At 62.9% G+C, this 17,012-nt stretch carries 13 protein-coding genes; 8 read left to right on the top strand and 5 right to left on the bottom strand.

Going from position 1 to position 17,012, the window contains the following annotated elements:
- Positions 1 to 45: 45 nt before the first annotated feature.
- The 3 genes from K3136_RS02265 to K3136_RS02255 are packed head-to-tail and all read right to left on the bottom strand — an operon-like array spanning position 46 to position 2,919.
- Complete coding sequence (locus K3136_RS02265) at positions 46 to 537, bottom strand: invasion associated locus B family protein (RefSeq protein WP_221431312.1); 492 nt, start codon at positions 535 to 537, stop codon at positions 46 to 48.
- Positions 530 to 1,009: a transcription elongation factor GreB gene (gene greB, locus K3136_RS02260; RefSeq protein WP_221431311.1), complete on the bottom strand. Its 480-nt coding sequence runs from the start codon at positions 1,007 to 1,009 to the stop codon at positions 530 to 532. Before greB ends, K3136_RS02265 begins: the two co-directional genes overlap by 8 nt.
- Positions 1,010 to 1,035: 26 nt before the next feature.
- Positions 1,036 to 2,919 carry a lytic transglycosylase domain-containing protein gene (locus tag K3136_RS02255; RefSeq protein ID WP_247711404.1) on the bottom strand — a complete coding sequence of 628 codons (1,884 nt, stop codon included), beginning with the start codon at positions 2,917 to 2,919 and terminating at the stop codon, positions 1,036 to 1,038.
- 173 nt (positions 2,920 to 3,092) lie between these two features.
- Between K3136_RS02255 and dapA the strand changes: the two genes are divergently transcribed.
- Positions 3,093 to 3,983 (top strand): 4-hydroxy-tetrahydrodipicolinate synthase, encoded by an 891-nt coding sequence (gene dapA, locus K3136_RS02250; RefSeq protein ID WP_221431309.1) that lies wholly within the window; start codon positions 3,093 to 3,095, stop codon positions 3,981 to 3,983.
- Positions 3,984 to 4,000: 17 nt separating this feature from the next.
- Here the strand turns inward: dapA and K3136_RS02245 are convergent, their stop codons facing one another.
- On the bottom strand, positions 4,001 to 5,965 hold the full coding sequence (locus K3136_RS02245; protein WP_221431308.1) for an alpha/beta hydrolase family protein: 1,965 nt from the start codon (positions 5,963 to 5,965) through the stop codon (positions 4,001 to 4,003).
- A gap of 37 nt (positions 5,966 to 6,002) precedes the next feature.
- A complete protein-coding gene (locus K3136_RS02240; protein ID WP_247711403.1) occupies positions 6,003 to 7,952 on the bottom strand; it encodes an alpha/beta hydrolase family protein in 1,950 nt (649 codons plus the stop codon).
- Positions 7,953 to 8,067: 115 nt separating this feature from the next.
- Between K3136_RS02240 and smpB the strand changes: the two genes are divergently transcribed.
- From smpB to K3136_RS02205, 7 genes are all read left to right on the top strand, one after another.
- Positions 8,068 to 8,550, top strand: coding sequence for an SsrA-binding protein SmpB (smpB, locus tag K3136_RS02235; RefSeq protein ID WP_221431307.1), 483 nt, complete (start codon positions 8,068 to 8,070; stop codon positions 8,548 to 8,550).
- 180 nt (positions 8,551 to 8,730) lie between these two features.
- On the top strand, positions 8,731 to 9,264 hold the full coding sequence (locus K3136_RS02230; protein ID WP_221431306.1) for a DUF2062 domain-containing protein: 534 nt from the start codon (positions 8,731 to 8,733) through the stop codon (positions 9,262 to 9,264).
- The gene (locus K3136_RS02225) at positions 9,261 to 11,744 is read left to right on the top strand and encodes a hybrid sensor histidine kinase/response regulator (RefSeq protein ID WP_221431305.1); all 2,484 of its coding nucleotides are present in this window, start codon (positions 9,261 to 9,263) and stop codon (positions 11,742 to 11,744) included. Before K3136_RS02230 ends, K3136_RS02225 begins: the two co-directional genes overlap by 4 nt.
- Positions 11,745 to 11,787: 43 nt before the next feature.
- Positions 11,788 to 13,287, top strand: a complete 1,500-nt coding sequence (locus K3136_RS02220; RefSeq protein WP_221431304.1) for a DUF4139 domain-containing protein — start codon at positions 11,788 to 11,790, stop codon at positions 13,285 to 13,287.
- Between the two features lie 16 nt (positions 13,288 to 13,303).
- Complete coding sequence (locus K3136_RS02215; protein ID WP_221431303.1) at positions 13,304 to 14,977, top strand: DUF4139 domain-containing protein; 1,674 nt, start codon at positions 13,304 to 13,306, stop codon at positions 14,975 to 14,977.
- Between the two features lie 113 nt (positions 14,978 to 15,090).
- A complete protein-coding gene (recA, locus tag K3136_RS02210; protein WP_221431302.1) occupies positions 15,091 to 16,152 on the top strand; it encodes a recombinase RecA in 1,062 nt (353 codons plus the stop codon).
- Between the two features lie 221 nt (positions 16,153 to 16,373).
- The gene (locus K3136_RS02205; protein WP_221431301.1) at positions 16,374 to 17,000 is read left to right on the top strand and encodes a glutathione S-transferase family protein; all 627 of its coding nucleotides are present in this window, start codon (positions 16,374 to 16,376) and stop codon (positions 16,998 to 17,000) included.
- Positions 17,001 to 17,012: the final 12 nt, after the last annotated feature.

Here is a 17,012-nt window from a genome sequence, read left to right as displayed (position 1 = left end):
ATGAAATCGGGTCGGGAGCGCTTTGCTTCCGGCCCTTTTTCTTGGCTATCGCCGGGGGCAGGCGAGGGTGGCCGCATCCATTGCAGTGGCCGACCCGGCGAGCGAGTAGCTGTCCGCGAAGCGTCGCCCGCGCGTATCCGTCCCGCGGACCGTCATGGTCTCGGCAGAGCGCATTGCAGCCACGATCGCAGCGTCCATCGTCGGGTTCTGCGCCCAGGCATCGGCCTTGCCGCCGGTGAGGGTGAAGGTCTGGCGCCCGATACGCAGCGAAACGCGGCTTCTCTCGCGGATTGCGCGCGACAGGCGGAAATGGACCTGTCCGCGCAGGCGCCGTGCAGGCCATGTCCCGATCGTGGCATAGGGTTCGAACTCGCGCGAAAAGCGGCTCTCCTCGGCCTCGGCAATGGCATAGCAGCGCGGCACCGACGGATCGCGGAATGCGCCCCAGTCGGAAAAAATGCCGAGGCTTTCCTTGGCAGAGAGCGGGGCTGCGATTGCGGCCACGGCCGCCAGCGTCAGGAGGGCGGGGCTACGCATATTCGATCGCCATCACTTCCCATTCCTTGTCGGCGCCGGGAAGGCGGACCACGCGAAGATCGCCTACGGCAGCACCCTTGAGGGCACGTGCCATGGGGCTGGACCATCCGATCCGCCCGGCGCTGGCTTCCTGTTCGTCGTCGCCGACGAGCGTGACGACCTTCTCGTTGTCGTCCTCATCCGCCAGCGTGATGGTGGCGCCGAAGAAGGCGCGCGACTTGTCGGGTTGCTCTGCAGGGGTGATGACACGCGCGGCCTTCATCCTTCGCGACAAATGGCCGAGCTCGCGATCGATCTCGCGCATGCGCTTGCGGCCGTAGAGATAATCGCCGTTCTCGCTGCGATCGCCATTGCCTGCCGCCCAGCTGACGATTTCCACGATCTCGGGCCGCTCCTTGCCAAGTAGGTGGTCGTAGCGCGCCCTCAGCGCGGCATAGCCTTGCGGCGTTATCGGATTTGTCTTGCCCTGCATTGCAGGAGCGTCCCTAGCGGCAAAACTCAGCGCAGGTAATGGCGGATATCGCGTTCGTAGCTGCGGGACTTGTCCGGATGCATGTTCGCATAGGTCACCGCGTTGCCGATCACCCGCATGACGTAATACCGGGTTTCGAAATTCGCGGGGATCTGCTCGACCCAGGTCACCCAGTCGACTGCACCGGTGCGCGGATCGCCATTGAGGCGGAGCCATTGGTTCACGCGGCCGGGTCCCGCATTATAGGCGGCAATCGCCAGCGGATAAGCACCGTCATAACGGTCCATAAGGCGGGCAAAGTGCGCATCGCCGAGACGGATGTTGTAGCTCGGGCTCTCGGTCAGGTTGGCGGACATGTACTGCACGCCGATCTTGCCTGCTTCCTCGCGAGCGGTACCCGGCATGAGCTGCATCATGCCACGTGCACCTGCGTGACTGACGCGAGTGCGGTCGAATTCGCTTTCCTGGCGGGCGATCGCATGGATCATGGTCCAATTCGCGCCCGAATGGGTCGGGACGGTGGGAAAGCCCAGCCGCTCGAAACCGGCGACACCGGTCTCTCCGGCAACCATGCCAGCCACGACAGCCATTTCATTGAGTCCGGTTTCCTGCGCGAGTTCGGCCACGAGGGCCATCTGCGTCGGGGTTCGTGCCTTTTCGGAAAGCGCCTCGAAGAAAGCGCGCTCGGTCTGCCATGCGCGGCGGTTGTTCGCCATTTCGCGCAGCGCCTGCGTGAGCGGGTCGGCGTTGAAAGCCGTGCGGTCGGCCTCGGTGATGCCCGCAGTCTGGATTGGTGCGAAAGCCGGGACGGATCGTCCAAGCTCGCTCAATGCCAGTTGGCCGTAATAATAGTCGGGATAGGCCGCGGCCATGTTCCAGTAGCGCTCTGCCTCGGCGCGGTTGCCGGCCTTTGCGGCGGCGCGGCCGGCCCAGAAAAAGCCCTTGGAACGGGTGAGCGGAGTCTTTGCGGCAGCGCCGTAGCGATAGAAGAGCGGCGCTGCCTGCTCGCCATCACCCAGCGACCAGAGCGCCTTGGTCCCGCCAAGCCACATCAGGTCGGTGTATTTGTCGCGCAGCGAGAAGGAGCCGTCCGAGATATCGGTGCCCGGCTCGAACAGGTCGTCGACCTTGGAGGCGATGCGAACGGCGCTGCGGGCATCGGCGCCCTGCGCAATACGCAGGCTTTCGGTGACGAAGGCGGTGCCGTCGAATGCGGGCGTCGCGAAATCGGCGCGGGTCGCCAGCAGGTTGATCGCCTGCGGCAAATTGCTGGTCGAGCGATAGTGGCGGGCGAGGTTAAACACATAGCCGCTGTCGTTGAGCGCACCGCTTGGCACGGCAATGTCGGCTTCGTTGGGCGTCGAACCCTGAAGGACCGCAAGGCGAGCCTGTGCCATGTCGCGATAGGCAGGCGAAACGCGCACGATCTGGCGCGAAGCGGCTTCCATCTCGCCCTGCCACAGCAGCGCGTTCATGCGCGCATCGTGATCTTCGGGCGTCAGCGCCTGGCCAAACAGGCCCTGCATATAGGCCTCGGCGGGGCCGCTCATCCGGCCGCCGCGCCAGGCTTCGCGGGCAAGGTCCTGCGCTTCGGGGCGGTTCAGTGAGGCGAGGGCAAGCGCGTAGCGCGCCTTTGCGCCATTCGTGATCGGAGGATGCTTGTCGAAGAAGGCCACCAGCTGCTGCGGCGATACCGCATCGCGGTCGAGCGCGGCTTCGGCGCGCCGCTGCAGCAATTCCTGCTTCGGGAAATGGGGGTAGCGGGTGACGAAACCGGCATAACTCGCGAAGGAGAGGTCATCGCGCTTGGTCAGATATTCCCAGTCGGAAAGCACCTGCGCCATGCGCGAGGATTGCTGGGCGACCATGGAATTGCTGCCATCGGGCCAGCTGGTCGGCGTCTGCGCCATTGCAACGGCAGGGAACGCCAGCGAAGCGCTGGTTGTAAGTGCAAGCGAGATAACAGTTTTTCGGCCCATGCTGGACATAATGCCCGGCCCCTCCTTATCAGGCGGTGAATGAATTGCGACATCGGGTGCCCAAAAGCGCCCTATTTCATATCTCTAACGCAGGACTTCCGTAAATGTTCTCAGGCTCGATACCGGCTCTGGCGACTCCTTTTCGCGACGGATCGTTTGACGAGGCTGCTTTCCGCAGGCTCGTGGACTGGCAGATTGAAAACGGCAGCAAGGGCCTGGTCCCTTGCGGCACCACGGGCGAGGCCTCCACGCTTTCGAACGCAGAACATCACCGCGTGATCGAGGTGTGCATCGAACAGGCTGCCGGCCGCGTGCCCGTCATCGCGGGCTGCGGGTCCAACGACACGCGTAACGCACTGCTCCATATGCAGTTTTCCAAGAAGGCCGGCGCTGCAGCGGGCCTGTGTGTCGCGCCCTATTACAACCGCCCCAGCCAGACCGGCCTGATTGCGCATTTCAGCTTCCTTGCAGAAAACAGCGACCTGCCGATCGTTCTCTACAACGTGCCCAGCCGTACGGTGACCGACATCGAGGACGAAACCGTCTGCGAGCTGGTCAATAAGTACCCGGACCGCATCATCGCCATCAAGGACGCGAGCGGCGACCTTTCGCGCGTCGCCGACCACCGGATGGGTATCGGCCGCGATTTCTGCCAGCTGTCGGGCAATGACGAGCTGTGGCTCCCGCATTCGGCCGCGGGCGGGTCAGGGTGCATCTCGGTCACCGCGAATGTCGCGCCGGCCCTGTGCGCCGAATTCCATGATGCAATTGCTGCCAACGATCTCGTCAAGGCGCGCGAGCTCAACGACCGTCTCTTCCCGCTGCATTACGCGATGTTCTCCGACGCGAGCCCCGCGCCGGTGAAATACGCACTCAGCCGCGTCCATGACTGGATCGAATGCGACGTGCGCCTGCCGCTGTGCAACGCCAGCGAAGCATCGCGCAAGGCAGTCGACGAGGCGCTGGTCCACGCCGGGCTTATCGAAAACGCCTGAGGTAATGACCCGGCCGATCAATCGGCCGGGTTATGCTCCTCGACGAAGGAAATCGCGGCATCGAGCATCGCGGTGCGCGTGGGTGCCTGCGAAAGCCAGTGGTCCTCGCCCTTGAGTTCAAGCAGGCGGACCTGTTTTCCGGCATCGCTTAGCGCGTCTTCCATCAGTACTGACTGTTCGAAAGGCACGACGGTATCGTCGCGGCCGTGGATCAGCAGGACCGGGGCCGACGCTCTGGAAGCCTGCGCAGTGGGCGAAAGGGCGTCCAGATCGGCGTTCTTGCCGATGAGGCGTTCGACCCCGCGGGTGAAGACGGTGGACTTTCCGCTCAGGTCGTAGCGGAAGAAGTCCTCGATGTCGTAGACGCCGTTGACGCCTACGGCGCAGCGGTATCCATTCTGGTGCGTCGTGACCCCGGCCAGCGCAGAATAGCCGCCGAAGCTTGCACCCACGATGCAGGCTCGGTCGGCATCGACGATGCCTCGCGCCGCAAGCGCCTTGAGGCTGTCGCCGATATCGGTCTGCATCTTGCCGCCCCATTCGCCATCACCCGCCTCGACGAATGCTTCGTCGCGATTGGTCGAGCCGCGGAAGTTGGGCTGGATGACCGCATAGCCGCGCGCTGCAAAGGCCTGTGCCCACCAGTCGAAAATCGGTTCGTCATGCGCCGTAGGTCCGCCATGGGGCAGAACGATTGCGGGAAGGTTCGTGTGCTCGCGGCCCGGGGGGAGGGTCAGCACGCCCTCGAGCGAAAGGCCGTCGCCTGCCTCGTACTCGAAGGTTTCGATAGGCGCGATTGCCTGCCCCTGGATGAAGGGACGCTCGAGGCCGAGCATGGCGCGCGAGCCGCTCGCCGTGTCCATGCGGAACCAGCTGCCGCTGTCGTAATTCCCGCTCGTCGAATAGGCGAGGGTGGAGAAGTCTGGCGTCCAGCCCGCCAGCGAAACGCTGCCCTGCGGGCGGCCTTCCAGAAGCGAGGCGAGCGGCGCTGGCTGGGTTCCGTCGGAGAGCAGGATACCGCCCGTCTTATCGACGACGCCGAGCACCCGTTCGTCCGCAGTGCGGATGACCCAGTCGACTTCGATATCCGACCATAGTTCGCTGGCTTGCCCGCCCTCCAGAGGGAGCGAGAAATACCGCCAGTCGGCCCCATCGCTGTCGTAAGTCGTATAGACCAGCGCATTGCCCGCCTTGTCGAGACCGCGCAGCGAAATCCGTCCGTCTTCCTGGACGCCGCGAGCGATGATCGAGCCCGAGGGATTCTTGATCGTGTACTTGCCGTTCTCAAGGTCGAAATCGAGCGTGACAGCGATCTTGCCATCACTTCCGATGATCCAGTCACGTGAGCGACCTTCTCCTGCAGGGAAGGCGACTTGATCGGTCTCGCCCGTCAGCAGGTCGACTGCAAACAGCGCAGGGCGATAGCTAAGGATGCGCATTTCCTCGCCCGAGGCGCGGCCCATGCGGAAGCCGGAGAAATAGCCGACCCAGCGACCGTCGACACGGTGGATGCCGCTGAAGCCCGCAACGAAATTGGCGACCTGACGCTGCTCTGCGAAGACCGAGATGACTTCGCGGCTGTCGTCGAGTGGCAGGACGTTCACACGCATCCATTCACCCATCACGCGATTGGTCTTGAGGGCCAGTTCCTGCGTTTCGGACCGGCGTAGCAGGATCGCCTCGTCACCGACCCAGTCGATCCCGCGAACCTTGGCGTCGCCGACGATAAATTGCTTCACCGGTGCGCCGCTGCTGTCGAGCACCATGATCTGGCGTTGGTTGTTCACCGTCATCAGCATGGCGGTGTAGGCGCCCGAGTTGGAGATAACGGCCCGCTCGATTGCGGGCAGAGCGCCATAGGCCTCGATAGGAGGGGCTGCGGGTGCCTGCGCATGAGCCGGTGCAGCCGAGAGCGCGATTGCGCCGGCTGCAGCCAGCATTCCGAATTTCGCGCCGATCAGAGCAAAGGTGTTGGATGTCATTTTCTCGGTATCCGTGAAGTTTGGTTCTTGCCAAGCGTCAGTCGGCGGGATTGTGCTTTTCGACGAAGCCGACTGCAGCTTCGAGCATCTGCTGGCGCGTGGAGGACAGCGAGAGCCAATGGTCCTCGCCCTCGAGTGTGACGAGTTCGTAGGGCTTTCCGGCGTCCTTGAGCTTGTCGGCCATCTTGTACGAGTGGTCGTAGGGCACGACCGTATCGTCCTCGCCGTGGATCAGCATGATCGGGGCATCAGCCTGAGCGGCAAGACGGCGCGGCGAGACTGCATCCCACCGGTCTTTCGGGCCGAGCTGTTCGAGCAGGGCTGCCTTTGTGATCCTCTGCCGGCCGGAAGCGCGATAATCCTCGTTGTACATGTCCCCGATGTCGCTGACCGGGGCCACCGCGACGGCGCATTGGTAGAGGCCCTGCTGCAAGGTCACCCCGGCTAGCGCTGCATAGCCGCCATAGCTTGCCCCGACGATACAGGCGCGATCGGGATCGACGATGCCTTTATCCGCCAGCGCGGCAAGACCGTCCGAAAGGTCGGTCTGCATCTTGCGACCCCACTCTCCGTAACCTGCCAGCTTGAAGGCCTGTTCGCGATTGGTCGAGCCACGGAAATTGGGCTGGAACACGGCATAGCCCCGCGATGCAAAAGCCTGCGCCCACCAGTCGAACTCTTCCTTGTCATGCGCATGAGGTCCACCGTGCGGCAGCATGACAAGCGGCAGGTTCTTCGCTTCACGGCCCGGCGGAAGTGTCAGGATGCCGTCGAGATCGAGGCCATCTGCAGCAGTGTAGGAGAAGGTCGAGATCTGGCCCACCATGTCGGGCAGGATCCGCGTGCGCTCATAAGCGAAACCGTCAGCGCGCATCGTGCCAAGATCGACCACATACCATGACCCGCTGTCTTTATTGCCGCTGGTCCGCACGAGCACCTTTTCGAAGTTCGGGGTCCAGTCGATCATGCGCATGTCGTACTTGGCGAATGCCTTGCGAATGCGGCTTACGGCCTTCTGGTGTGCGGGCTCTGCGAAAACCGGCCCCTTTTCGCCGTCGAGATAGCCGGTCAGCCTTCCGGTCGGGGCGTCGAAATAGAGGCGGTCGATGTCGGCATCCGGCAGGAACGGGGTGGACGCTCCGCCCGCCAGGGGCACTTCGTACCACTGCGACACGCCGTCATCGTCGCGCAGGTAGTAGATGACCGATGCGCCATCATAGCCGAGGCCGACCAATCCGACGCGGCCTGCGGCATGGGTGCCCTCGGCAATGGTCGTCCCTTGGGAATTCGAAATCTTCCAGTTGCCGTCGCGTCGACTGAGATCGAACACCGCGGCGACGCCGCCTTTGGTCCCGACCAGCCAGTCCCGATAGTGGTCTTCAGCCGAAGCCGTGTCGATCCGTGTCACATCTTCAGTGTCTACGGTGAACCTGTAGAGATACGGGCGGCTGTGCTTGAATGCGTAACCGTTGCGCTGGTCGCGGCGCAGTTCCAGCGCGCCGAAATAGGCCTGCCAGCGGCCATCGACAAAGCGGATGCCGTGCGAACCAAACACGGCGTCGACCAGGCGACGATTGCGCTGGAACACGGTCGTGACTTCTCCGTCAAAGGTGACGGGCACAACATGGGCGCTGTAAAGCTCTGCCTTATCGACAGTGAAACCCCAGAGATCTTCGGTCTTGCTGGTTTGCAGAAGGACCCGGTCATCGCCGATCCAGTCGAGACTGCGGACCTTGGAATCGCCTACTTCCATCTTGCGGATCGGCCGCATGTCGGGGCCGAGAAAGAGCACCAGTCGCGTCTCGCCGATCGTAGTGAGAACCGCGATATTGGTGCCGCTGGGCGAAATTGCAGCCATTTCGACACCTGGCAGCGCGCCATAGGCCGAAAGCGGCGGCGGTTCTTCGACTTGCGCATGCGCAGTCGTCCCTGCCGAAATAAATAGAATAGCCGCGAATAGCGGCATGAAGCGACCCAGCTTCAGCATACGACCCCCAAAGTACTTACGATCCACTTGTAGTGTCTTCGATCTGCCTCTCGATTGCAAGCAGCCTTCAAGCCCCTTGGCCTTTTGCTTCCGAGCGCCTACATGCGCGCACCCTATGGCACGTCCCAAACCCGCCACATTCGACAAGCAGAAGACCGTCGCCGACAACCGGCGCGTGCGGTTCGATTATCATATCGAGGAAACCTTCGAGGCGGGTCTTGCGCTGCAAGGCACCGAGGTAAAGGCGCTGCGGGCAGGCGAGGCGAGCATCAAGGAAAGCTATGCCGAAGTGCGCGACGGGCAGGTCTGGCTGATCAATGCGAACATTCCCGAATATTCGCACGGCAACCGCCTGAACCACGAACCGCGCCGCCCGCGCAAGCTGCTGCTCCACGAGCGCGAGATCGACAAGCTGTTCGGGGCTGTCGAGCGCAAGGGCATGACGCTTGTCCCGCTGTCAGTCTATTTCAACTCGACCGGCAGGGCCAAGGTCGAGCTTGCACTGGCCAAGGGCAAGCAGGCTCACGACAAGCGCCAGACGATCAAGGAACGCGACTGGAAACGCGACAAGGCCCGCTTGATGCGCGAAAAAGGCTGATCGACACTCGTTACCCCTTTTTCAACGCCGATCGGCTACCACATGGAACATCATGCCAGGTTCACTTCTTATCGCCGATAAAGCGCCCTTGCGTCCCGCGGTTGCGGCGCGCATTGCGGGAGCGTGGCGTTGAGCGGACCCAGGTCAAAGACTTTCCTTGCGGATCTCTTCCGTAAATACATGCCCACGCGCGAAGAAATGGCGCGCAACAAATATCTCAAGCCCATTGCCCATCGCTTCCTGACGCCGGAACTCTGGCGCTTCACGCGGCGCAGCGTGCCGCGCGGTGTCGCGCTGGGGCTGTTCGCTGCATTCATCGTGCCGATCGGGCAGATTTTCCTCGCGGCATTCCTTGCCCTGCCGGCGCGTGCGAATGTGCCGTTGAGCGCGCTTGTGACCTTCGTGACCAATCCTTTCACCCTCCCATTCTGGCTGTTCTTCGCCAACAAGACGGGTGGCTTTGTCCTCAACATCGATCGCGCCATGGGGGCACGGGCCGGTCACCTTGCCGAAGACGGTGGCGCACTCGCGCGCTGGCTCGAGGTCGGCGGCGTGACGGCTTTCGGCTTCCTGGTGCTCGCTATCGTCAGCGCCGGCGTGGGATATCTGGTGGCAAGTTTCGCGTGGCGCTTTGTCGTTGCGCGCCGCCGTCGTAAGCGTCTCGTCGCGATGGAAAAGCGTCTCGACGAGCGTATGGGGGAGAAGGGCGAGTGAGTTTCGTCAGCGACGAAACCCCGCAAGGCCTGCCGCCACTGCCGCTCCTGCTGGGTATCATCCTGGCATTCGTCGTTTCGGTCGGGGTCGTCTGGCTTGCGGCGGGTACATCGCTTGCAGCGGTTGCCTATGGCGGCGGATTGCTGGCGATCCTGTTCGCATTGCTGCTTGCAGCGCGGCTGCGCACGGCGCCGGTATCGAGCGAGCCGGGCCAGCCCGATTGGTCCGTCACTGCCGCTGCCATCCGCAATTCGCATCGTGCCGTGGCCATCGTCGACCGCGCCAATCGCCTGACCTGTTCGAACGAGACGTTCGAAGAATGGTTCGGCGGAGATACGCCGCCGCATGAACTCGAGTTCGGCGAGGAATCCCGGCAGAAGCTGCTCGATGCTCAAAGGCAGGCATGGCGGGAAGGCAACGCCAAGTGCGAGGGGCTGCGCCTTTCATCGGGTGAACGCTCTTTCGTCCTGAAGATCGAGCGCGTCGGTCGCGGCGAGGATTACCTTGTCTGGCGCTTTGCCGAAATCGTCCGCCAGAAATCCTACGAGGGTATCGCGGAGCGGGTTTCCGGCCCCTTCGGCGCGATGATGTCGCGTGCAGGTATCGAACTCGCGCTGGTTGCCCCTGATGGCATCGTCCAGGCTGCCACTCCGGGCCTTGGCGAGCGGGCGACCGGTGCCAAGAACACCTCGCTGGCAGGCCAGGAATTCGTCCAGCTGCTGCGCTCCGACGATCGCGACCGCATTTTCTTCGCTCGCGAAGGGCAGCAGGGCACGCCGCAAACGCTGGTCCACGTGCCGCTCGATGCGCGCCAGACCGGCAGCGATCTGCCGCCCGACCAGGCGCCATCGCTCATGCTGCTGGTCGATAGTGGCGTCGGCATCGGCGGTGGCTGGCAGAGCAGCGGCAAGGCAGCGATTCCCCAGCTCGAGGCGCTGCTGTCGGCCCTGCCGCTCGGCCTCGCGCTGACCGACCGCGACGGGCGCTTCCTCTTCGCCAACAAGGCATTCCTGCGCGCGGTTGAACGCGAGAGCCAAGGCCTGCCGCAATTCCCGTCCGATCTCGTCGTACGCGAGGACAAGTCGGCCATGGCCGATACTGTGCGCCGCTTCGCCAAGGGAGCTACCTCCAGCGGTGACATGGCCGTGAGGCTGGCGGGCGACAAGGAAGAGCCGGTGTCGATCGGGCTCGCAGGCGTTCGCGGGCTGGGCGAGGCGGCCGTGCTGCTTTCGATCAGCGATTCCACCGAAGAAAAGCGCCTGCGCCGCCAGGTCGCGCAAGCCACCAAGATGCAGGCTGTCGGCCAGCTGGCAGGGGGCGTCGCGCACGACTTCAACAACGTGCTGACCGCGATTATCGGCTATTGCGATCTCATGCTTCTGCGCCACACGCCGGGCGACAGCGATTACGATGACATCCAGCAGATCAAGGCGAACTCGAATCGCGCCGCCAGCCTGACGCGCCAGCTGCTCGCCTTCAGCCGCCAGCAGACGCTGCGACCCGTCGTGCTCCAGATGCCCGACGTGGTCAGCGAGGTCAGCCAGCTCTTGAAGCGCCTCATGGGCGAGAAGATCGAGTTCACCGTGCGCCACGACCGCGAGCTCGGTGCCGTCCGCGCCGACCCGCAGCAGCTCGAACAGGTCATCATCAACCTTGCCGTGAATGCGCGCGATGCGATGCAGGCGCATGCCGAAAAGACCGGCAAGCAGGACTGGAAGGGCAGGCTCACGCTGGCTACCCGACGCATCTCGGCGCGCGATGTGCGCAAGATGGGCATCGATATCATGCCCGCCGACGACTACACCGTGCTGATCGTGCAGGACACGGGCGGCGGCATTCCCGAACAGCACCTCAACAAGATTTTCGAACCCTTCTTCACGACGAAGGAGCAGGGCAAGGGTACCGGCCTCGGCCTGTCGACCGTTTATGGTATCGTGAAGCAGTCCAACGGATTCATCTTCGCCGACAATGTCAGCGGTGCCGATGGATCGCCGGCCGGTGCGCGGTTCACCGTCTACCTGCCGGTCCACAAGGGCGAACTGCCCGAAATCCAGCGCAAGGAAGAGCAGGAAGAAGCCAAGGCCAGCGAATGGTCGGGCGGCGGCAACCTGCTGCTGGTAGAGGATGAGGACATGGTCCGCGCCGTCGCCGAACGCGCACTCGCCCGTGCAGGCTACCAGGTGACCACTGCGCGCGATGGCGAGGAAGGCCTTGCCGCCATCGCCAATGGCAATACCGAATTCGACCTGATTGTTTCCGACGTGGTCATGCCCGCGATGGACGGCCCGGCCATGGCCCGCGCGATCCGCAAGGTGAAGCCCAGGATCCCGATCCTCTTCATGTCGGGCTATGCAGAAGAGACGCTTCGTAACGAAATCGACATCGACAACATGCACTTCATTCCGAAGCCGTTCAGCGTACAGCAAATAAATGCCAAGGTATCTGAAGTGCTTGGAGAGCAGGTCAAGGTTGACGCCTGAGTGAAAGGCGGTGCAATCCTGTCCTGGAAAAGGGGGGATTGCCATGAGGGTACGCAGTTATTCGTTCGCAGCCACGATCGCACTTCTGGGCGCGGCACCTTTGCTCGCCCAGTCGACCGAGCAGGCGCTGGAAAACCCTGACCAGACCGCGCAGGGCGATGTCTCGATCACGATCTACAATGGCGGGCGCAGCCTGGTGCAGGACGTTCGCCAGCTGTCTATTCCTGCCGGACAGACGACCATTGCATTCCCCGATGTTTCGGCCCGCATCCAGCCCGAGACGCTGAGCTTTGCTGCGGCAGGCACCTCGATCGTCGAACAGAATTTTGATTTCGACCTGCTGACGCCGTCCAAGCTCATGGAAAAGGCGATCGGCAAGACGATCACGCTGGTGCGGACCAATCCGGCCACCGGAGTGGAAACCCGTGAACGGGCGACCGTGCTGTCGACTGCCGGTGGCGTGGTGGTGAAGATCGGCGACCGAATCGAGGTGCTGCGTGACGATGGCCTGCCGGTCCGCGCAATCTTCGACCGCGTGCCTTCAAACCTGCGTGCCCGGCCGACGCTGTCCGTCACGCTCGATTCGACCCGCTCGGGTACGCGCCCGGCCTCCATCCGTTACCTCACCTCGGGACTTGGCTGGTCGGCTGACTATGTCGCCCTCTTCGACGAGGGCAACAGCACCGTCGACATGCAGGGCTGGGTCACACTGACCAACCAGACCGGCACGACGTTCAAGGACGCGGACCTGCTGCTGGTTGCTGGTGATGCGACCGGCGGAAACGGCCGCCGTCCGCAGCCGCGCAGCATGCGTACGCCGGGTACCGAAGCGGCCGAGCGCGAATCGCTGGGTGAATTCTATCTCTACCCGATCGAGGAACGCACCACGGTCGCCAATGCGCAGACCAAGCAGGTCAGCTTCCTCGATGTGCAGGGCGTTCCGGCCCGCCGCCGCTACGAACGCCGTGTGGGTTGGCTGGTCCGCGACGAACAGCCCGTCGCGGCGAGCAGTGCGATCTCTTTCAACACCGCGCGCGACCAGGGGCTGGGCGATGCCCTGCCTGCAGGAACCGTGCGGTTCTACCAGCGCGACCGTCAGGGTACCCCGCAATTCATCGGCGAGGCCGGTATCGGCCACACGCCGATGGGCAGCGACCTGTTCCTGCGCACCGGCGATGCCTTCGACGTCTATGTCCAGGCCGAGGTCGAGAAGCGCGAGGAAATCGACAAGGACGAATGGGAAAAGACGAACCGGTATCGCGTTCTCGAGGACGGCGAGGTTGCCCGCGAAGTCGAGGTCGAGCGGAAGATCAAATATTACCGCACGACCATGCGGTACACCTTCTATAACGCGAAGAGCTCGCCGGTGAATGTCGAGTTCTACCAGGATGGTCTCTATCGCGGGTGGTGGTCGCGCGACTATCGCGTCGTCTCGGAGGACGTGACGGGCGAACAGCAGGGCCCCTCGACCCGCAAGTGGGACGTGCGCGTGCCTGCAGCGGACAAGCGCGTTGTCCGGGTGGTTTACGAAACGAAGTATTGATCGGGAGATCGCGGCAATGCGCATCCTCCCGGCCACTCTAGCCTTTCTCGCGGCGTTCCTTGCGGTGCCTGTGGCCGCGCAGGATGAGCGCGCCCGCGTGTTTGCCTCCGAGGCAAGTCACTATGCGGTGACCGTCTATCGCGACCCCAGCCGGTCCGTGGGCGCTGAGATGGACCAGGACAACCCGCGCGGATATGCGATGATCAGCGAAACGCGCACTGTCACGCTGCCGCGCGGTCGCTCGACCATCCTGTTCGAAGGCGTTTCGGAAGGCATGGTCGCGGTGAGCGCGATCGTCTCCGGCCTGCCGGGCGGGACGATCGAGAAGAACCGCAACGCCGACCTCCTCTCACCGGCCGCCCTCGTCGACCGGACGCTCGGCAACCGGGTCACCATTACGCGCTTCAATCCCGGTACGGGAAAATCGGAAAGCCGCGATGCGATCGTCAGGACCCGCGCCGACGGCGGGATCGTGCTGCAGACCGGCGACACCTTCGAGGCTGTGCGTTGCTCGGGCCTGCCCGAAAAACTCACCTTCGACGGCGTTCCGCCAGAGCTTTCGGCGCGTCCCATCTTCAACATCGACACCTATAGCGAGACCGGCGGAACCTACGAGATAGTGCTCACCTACCTCTCGTGGGGTTTCGACTGGGAAGCGAATTACGTCGCGCAACTGGGCAACGGGCGACGGGACGGGACATTCCCCATGGGGCTGACCAGCTGGCTCACCGTCCTCAACGACAACGGGCAGTCATTCCCCGATGCAGAGCTGATGGTGGTGGCCGGCAAGATCGCGATCCAGAGCGATTTCGAAGAACTGGCCAAAAGCCCTCGCGCGCGAGGGCTTAGGCTCAATTGCTATCCGATCGGCAGTACCGCGAGCGGCACTCCGGTCAGGAGCTACAACGCGCCGCCGCCTCCTCCACCCCCACCGGGCATGCCTCAGGGTTTCGACGATGAAGTGATCGTGGTCACCGGCTCGCGGATGCGGCGTGAATCCTTCGCCTCGATAAGTCCGCTCTCGGTCGTCTCTGAAGAATCGATGGCCCGCGAGGAGAATCTCGCCGATCTCAAGCTGTACCGCGTGCCGCGGCCGGTGACTGTGGCCTCGAAAGGCATGAAGCAGATCGCCTTCCTCTCGCGCGAGGCGATCCGGACCCGTTGGCTCTATTCCGCCTATTGCGATCCCTATGACCGGTTCTATCCCGGGGACGAAAAAGACGATCTGGAGGAAGCCGAAATTCGGCTCTTCACCGAGAACAAGGTCGACTTCGGGCTCGGTGCCTCGCTCCCGATGGGGAAGGTCAATGCGTTCGAGAGCACGACGCTCGGTCCGCAACTGGTCGCAGAGCTTGAACTGCGTGATTACCCGGTCGGGCAGGAGGTCGAGCTTCCACTCGGGCAGAGCGCGAAGGTCTTTTCCTACTGCGCCCATTTGGGCGACACATATCCGGACGATAACGGGAAGCGCTGGACCAGCATTCGCATGATAGTGTCGAACGCCAATGATGCGCCCGCACTTGTTCGTGTGAGCTTCGGCAACCCTGCCAGTTGGGAAGTCCGTCCGCAGGGGCAGGACGCTTACGTCAAGAACGGCGATCTCGTGGTAGACGTGGAAGTGCCGGCCAACAGCACTTATGACAAACGTTGGAGAGTCCGCCGCCCGAAGGCCTATTTCACAGACGAATAGGCCATCTGCAAAAAAATTTCGTTCCACTCTTGTTCTTGTGGAACAAACGCGGTACATGCCTTGGTAGTTGAAGAGTCGATAGCGGCTCTGGAAATGCAAAAGGGGAATGTGTCATGGCGGCTAGTCTGAAGCTTGTAGAAGGAAAGAAAGTGGACGCAGACCGTCAGAAGGCATTGGACGCCGCCCTCGCGCAGATCGATCGCGCATTCGGCAAGGGCTCGGCAATGAAGCTCGGCCAGAAGGAAGCGATGAATGTGGAGGCCATCTCCACCGGTTCGCTCGGCCTCGATATCGCACTCGGCATCGGCGGCCTTCCCAAGGGCCGCGTGATCGAAGTTTACGGCCCGGAAAGCTCAGGCAAGACCACGCTCGCGCTGCATGCCATTGCCGAAGCGCAAAAGGCTGGCGGCACCGCCGCATTCGTCGACGCTGAACATGCGCTCGATCCCGTCTATGCCAAGAAGCTGGGCGTGGACGTCGATGAGTTGATCGTCTCGCAGCCCGATACCGGCGAACAGGCGCTCGAAATTACCGACACGCTGGTGCGCTCCAACGCGATCGACATCCTCGTGGTCGACTCGGTTGCCGCCCTCGTGCCGCGCGCTGAAATCGAAGGCGAGATGGGCGACAGCCATGTCGGCCTCCAGGCGCGCCTCATGTCGCAGTCGCTGCGCAAGCTGACCGGCTCGATCAACCGTTCCAAGTGCATGGTGATCTTCATCAACCAGCTGCGCATGAAGATCGGCGTGATGTACGGTAACCCCGAAACCACCACCGGTGGTAACGCGCTCAAGTTCTACGCCTCGGTCCGCCTCGACATCCGTCGCACCGGCCAGATCAAGGATCGTGACGAGGTGATTGGCAACTCGACACGTGTGAAGGTGGTCAAGAACAAGGTCGCCCCTCCGTTCAAGCAGGTCGAATTCGATATCATGTATGGCGAAGGCATCTCCAAGATCGGCGAGATCCTCGATCTGGGCGTGAAGGCCGGCGTGGTCGAAAAGTCGGGCAGCTGGTTCAGCTACGACAGCGTCCGTATCGGCCAGGGCCGCGAGAATGCGAAGACCTTCCTCAAGGAAAACCCCGAAATGTGCGCCAAGTTGGAAGCTGCGATCCGCGGCAAAACCGACGAGGTCGCCGAAGAGATGATGACTGGTCCGGACGCGGAAGACTGATCACACCTCTTCAAGCGGGAGCGCGTACGGCACCATTCCCCCGCCGTTCGTCAAAGCCGGACTGTCCCCCGGCGCTCCCGGAAACACGGAAAGCCGGTGCGCGCGCACTCATCCAGAGCGCTGCACCGGCTTTTCGCGTGTTTGGGGCAGACGTGCAATAAAGCGGGTAGCGCGGCAGCGTTGCTGTCCCTAGGCAGGGCGCTCGAAATCAGGAGAGCACGATGACCATCACCGTCCACCATCTCAACAACAGCCGCTCGCAGCGCATACTCTGGCTGCTGGAGGAACTGGGCGCGGACTACGACATCGTCTCCTACCAGCGCGATGCAGAGACCAATCTCGCGCCGCCGGAACTCAAGAATGCCCATCCCCTCGGCAAGTCTCCGGTGATCGAGGACGACGGACGCCTCGTCGCCGAAAGCGGAGCGATCATCGAATATCTCTGCGCGCGCCACGGTGGGGAAGCCTGGCTTCCCGATCGGTCGAGTTCCGAATGGGTGGATCACCTCGAATGGATGCAGTTCGGGGAAAGCTCGTTCTTCGTACCCGTCATGCTTAAGATCATGGCGGGTCGCCTCGGCGATGCGGCAGCCCCGATGATGCCCCGCGTGGAAGAACAGTTTGCCGCGCATGTGGACTTCGCGGAACAGAATATCTCCGATGACCTGCACTTTGTCGGTTCGGACTGGAGCGCGGCGGATGTGATGATGAGTTTTCCCGCAGAAATTGCAGTCATGCAGGGCTATGCGGAGAAGGCGCCCAAGCTCGCCCGCTTCGTCGAAGCGATCCATGCCCGTCCGGCGTGGCAGCGTGCCCGTGAGCGCGGCGGACCCTACTTCATCTGGTAGGAGTGGATTTCG

Source organism: Qipengyuania gelatinilytica, from assembly GCF_019711315.1.
GTDB classification, from domain to species: Bacteria; Pseudomonadota; Alphaproteobacteria; order Sphingomonadales; family Sphingomonadaceae; genus Qipengyuania; species Qipengyuania gelatinilytica.
Note: the sequence above shows the minus strand (reverse complement) of the source record. Positions and strands in the feature narration are given on the sequence as shown.

Coding starts and splice junctions, on each gene's coding strand:
- K3136_RS02265 (WP_221431312.1), bottom strand. CDS start 537: ATGCGTAGCCCCGCCCTCCTGACGCTGGCGGCCGTGGCCGCAATCGCA.
- greB (WP_221431311.1), bottom strand. CDS start 1,009: ATGCAGGGCAAGACAAATCCGATAACGCCGCAAGGCTATGCCGCGCTG.
- K3136_RS02255 (WP_247711404.1), bottom strand. CDS start 2,919: ATGGCGCAGACGCCGACCAGCTGGCCCGATGGCAGCAATTCCATGGTC.
- dapA (WP_221431309.1), top strand. CDS start 3,093: ATGTTCTCAGGCTCGATACCGGCTCTGGCGACTCCTTTTCGCGACGGA.
- K3136_RS02245 (WP_221431308.1), bottom strand. CDS start 5,965: ATGACATCCAACACCTTTGCTCTGATCGGCGCGAAATTCGGAATGCTG.
- K3136_RS02240 (WP_247711403.1), bottom strand. CDS start 7,952: ATGCTGAAGCTGGGTCGCTTCATGCCGCTATTCGCGGCTATTCTATTT.
- smpB (WP_221431307.1), top strand. CDS start 8,068: ATGGCACGTCCCAAACCCGCCACATTCGACAAGCAGAAGACCGTCGCC.
- K3136_RS02230 (WP_221431306.1), top strand. CDS start 8,731: ATGCCCACGCGCGAAGAAATGGCGCGCAACAAATATCTCAAGCCCATT.
- K3136_RS02220 (WP_221431304.1), top strand. CDS start 11,788: ATGAGGGTACGCAGTTATTCGTTCGCAGCCACGATCGCACTTCTGGGC.
- K3136_RS02215 (WP_221431303.1), top strand. CDS start 13,304: ATGCGCATCCTCCCGGCCACTCTAGCCTTTCTCGCGGCGTTCCTTGCG.
- recA (WP_221431302.1), top strand. CDS start 15,091: ATGGCGGCTAGTCTGAAGCTTGTAGAAGGAAAGAAAGTGGACGCAGAC.
- K3136_RS02205 (WP_221431301.1), top strand. CDS start 16,374: ATGACCATCACCGTCCACCATCTCAACAACAGCCGCTCGCAGCGCATA.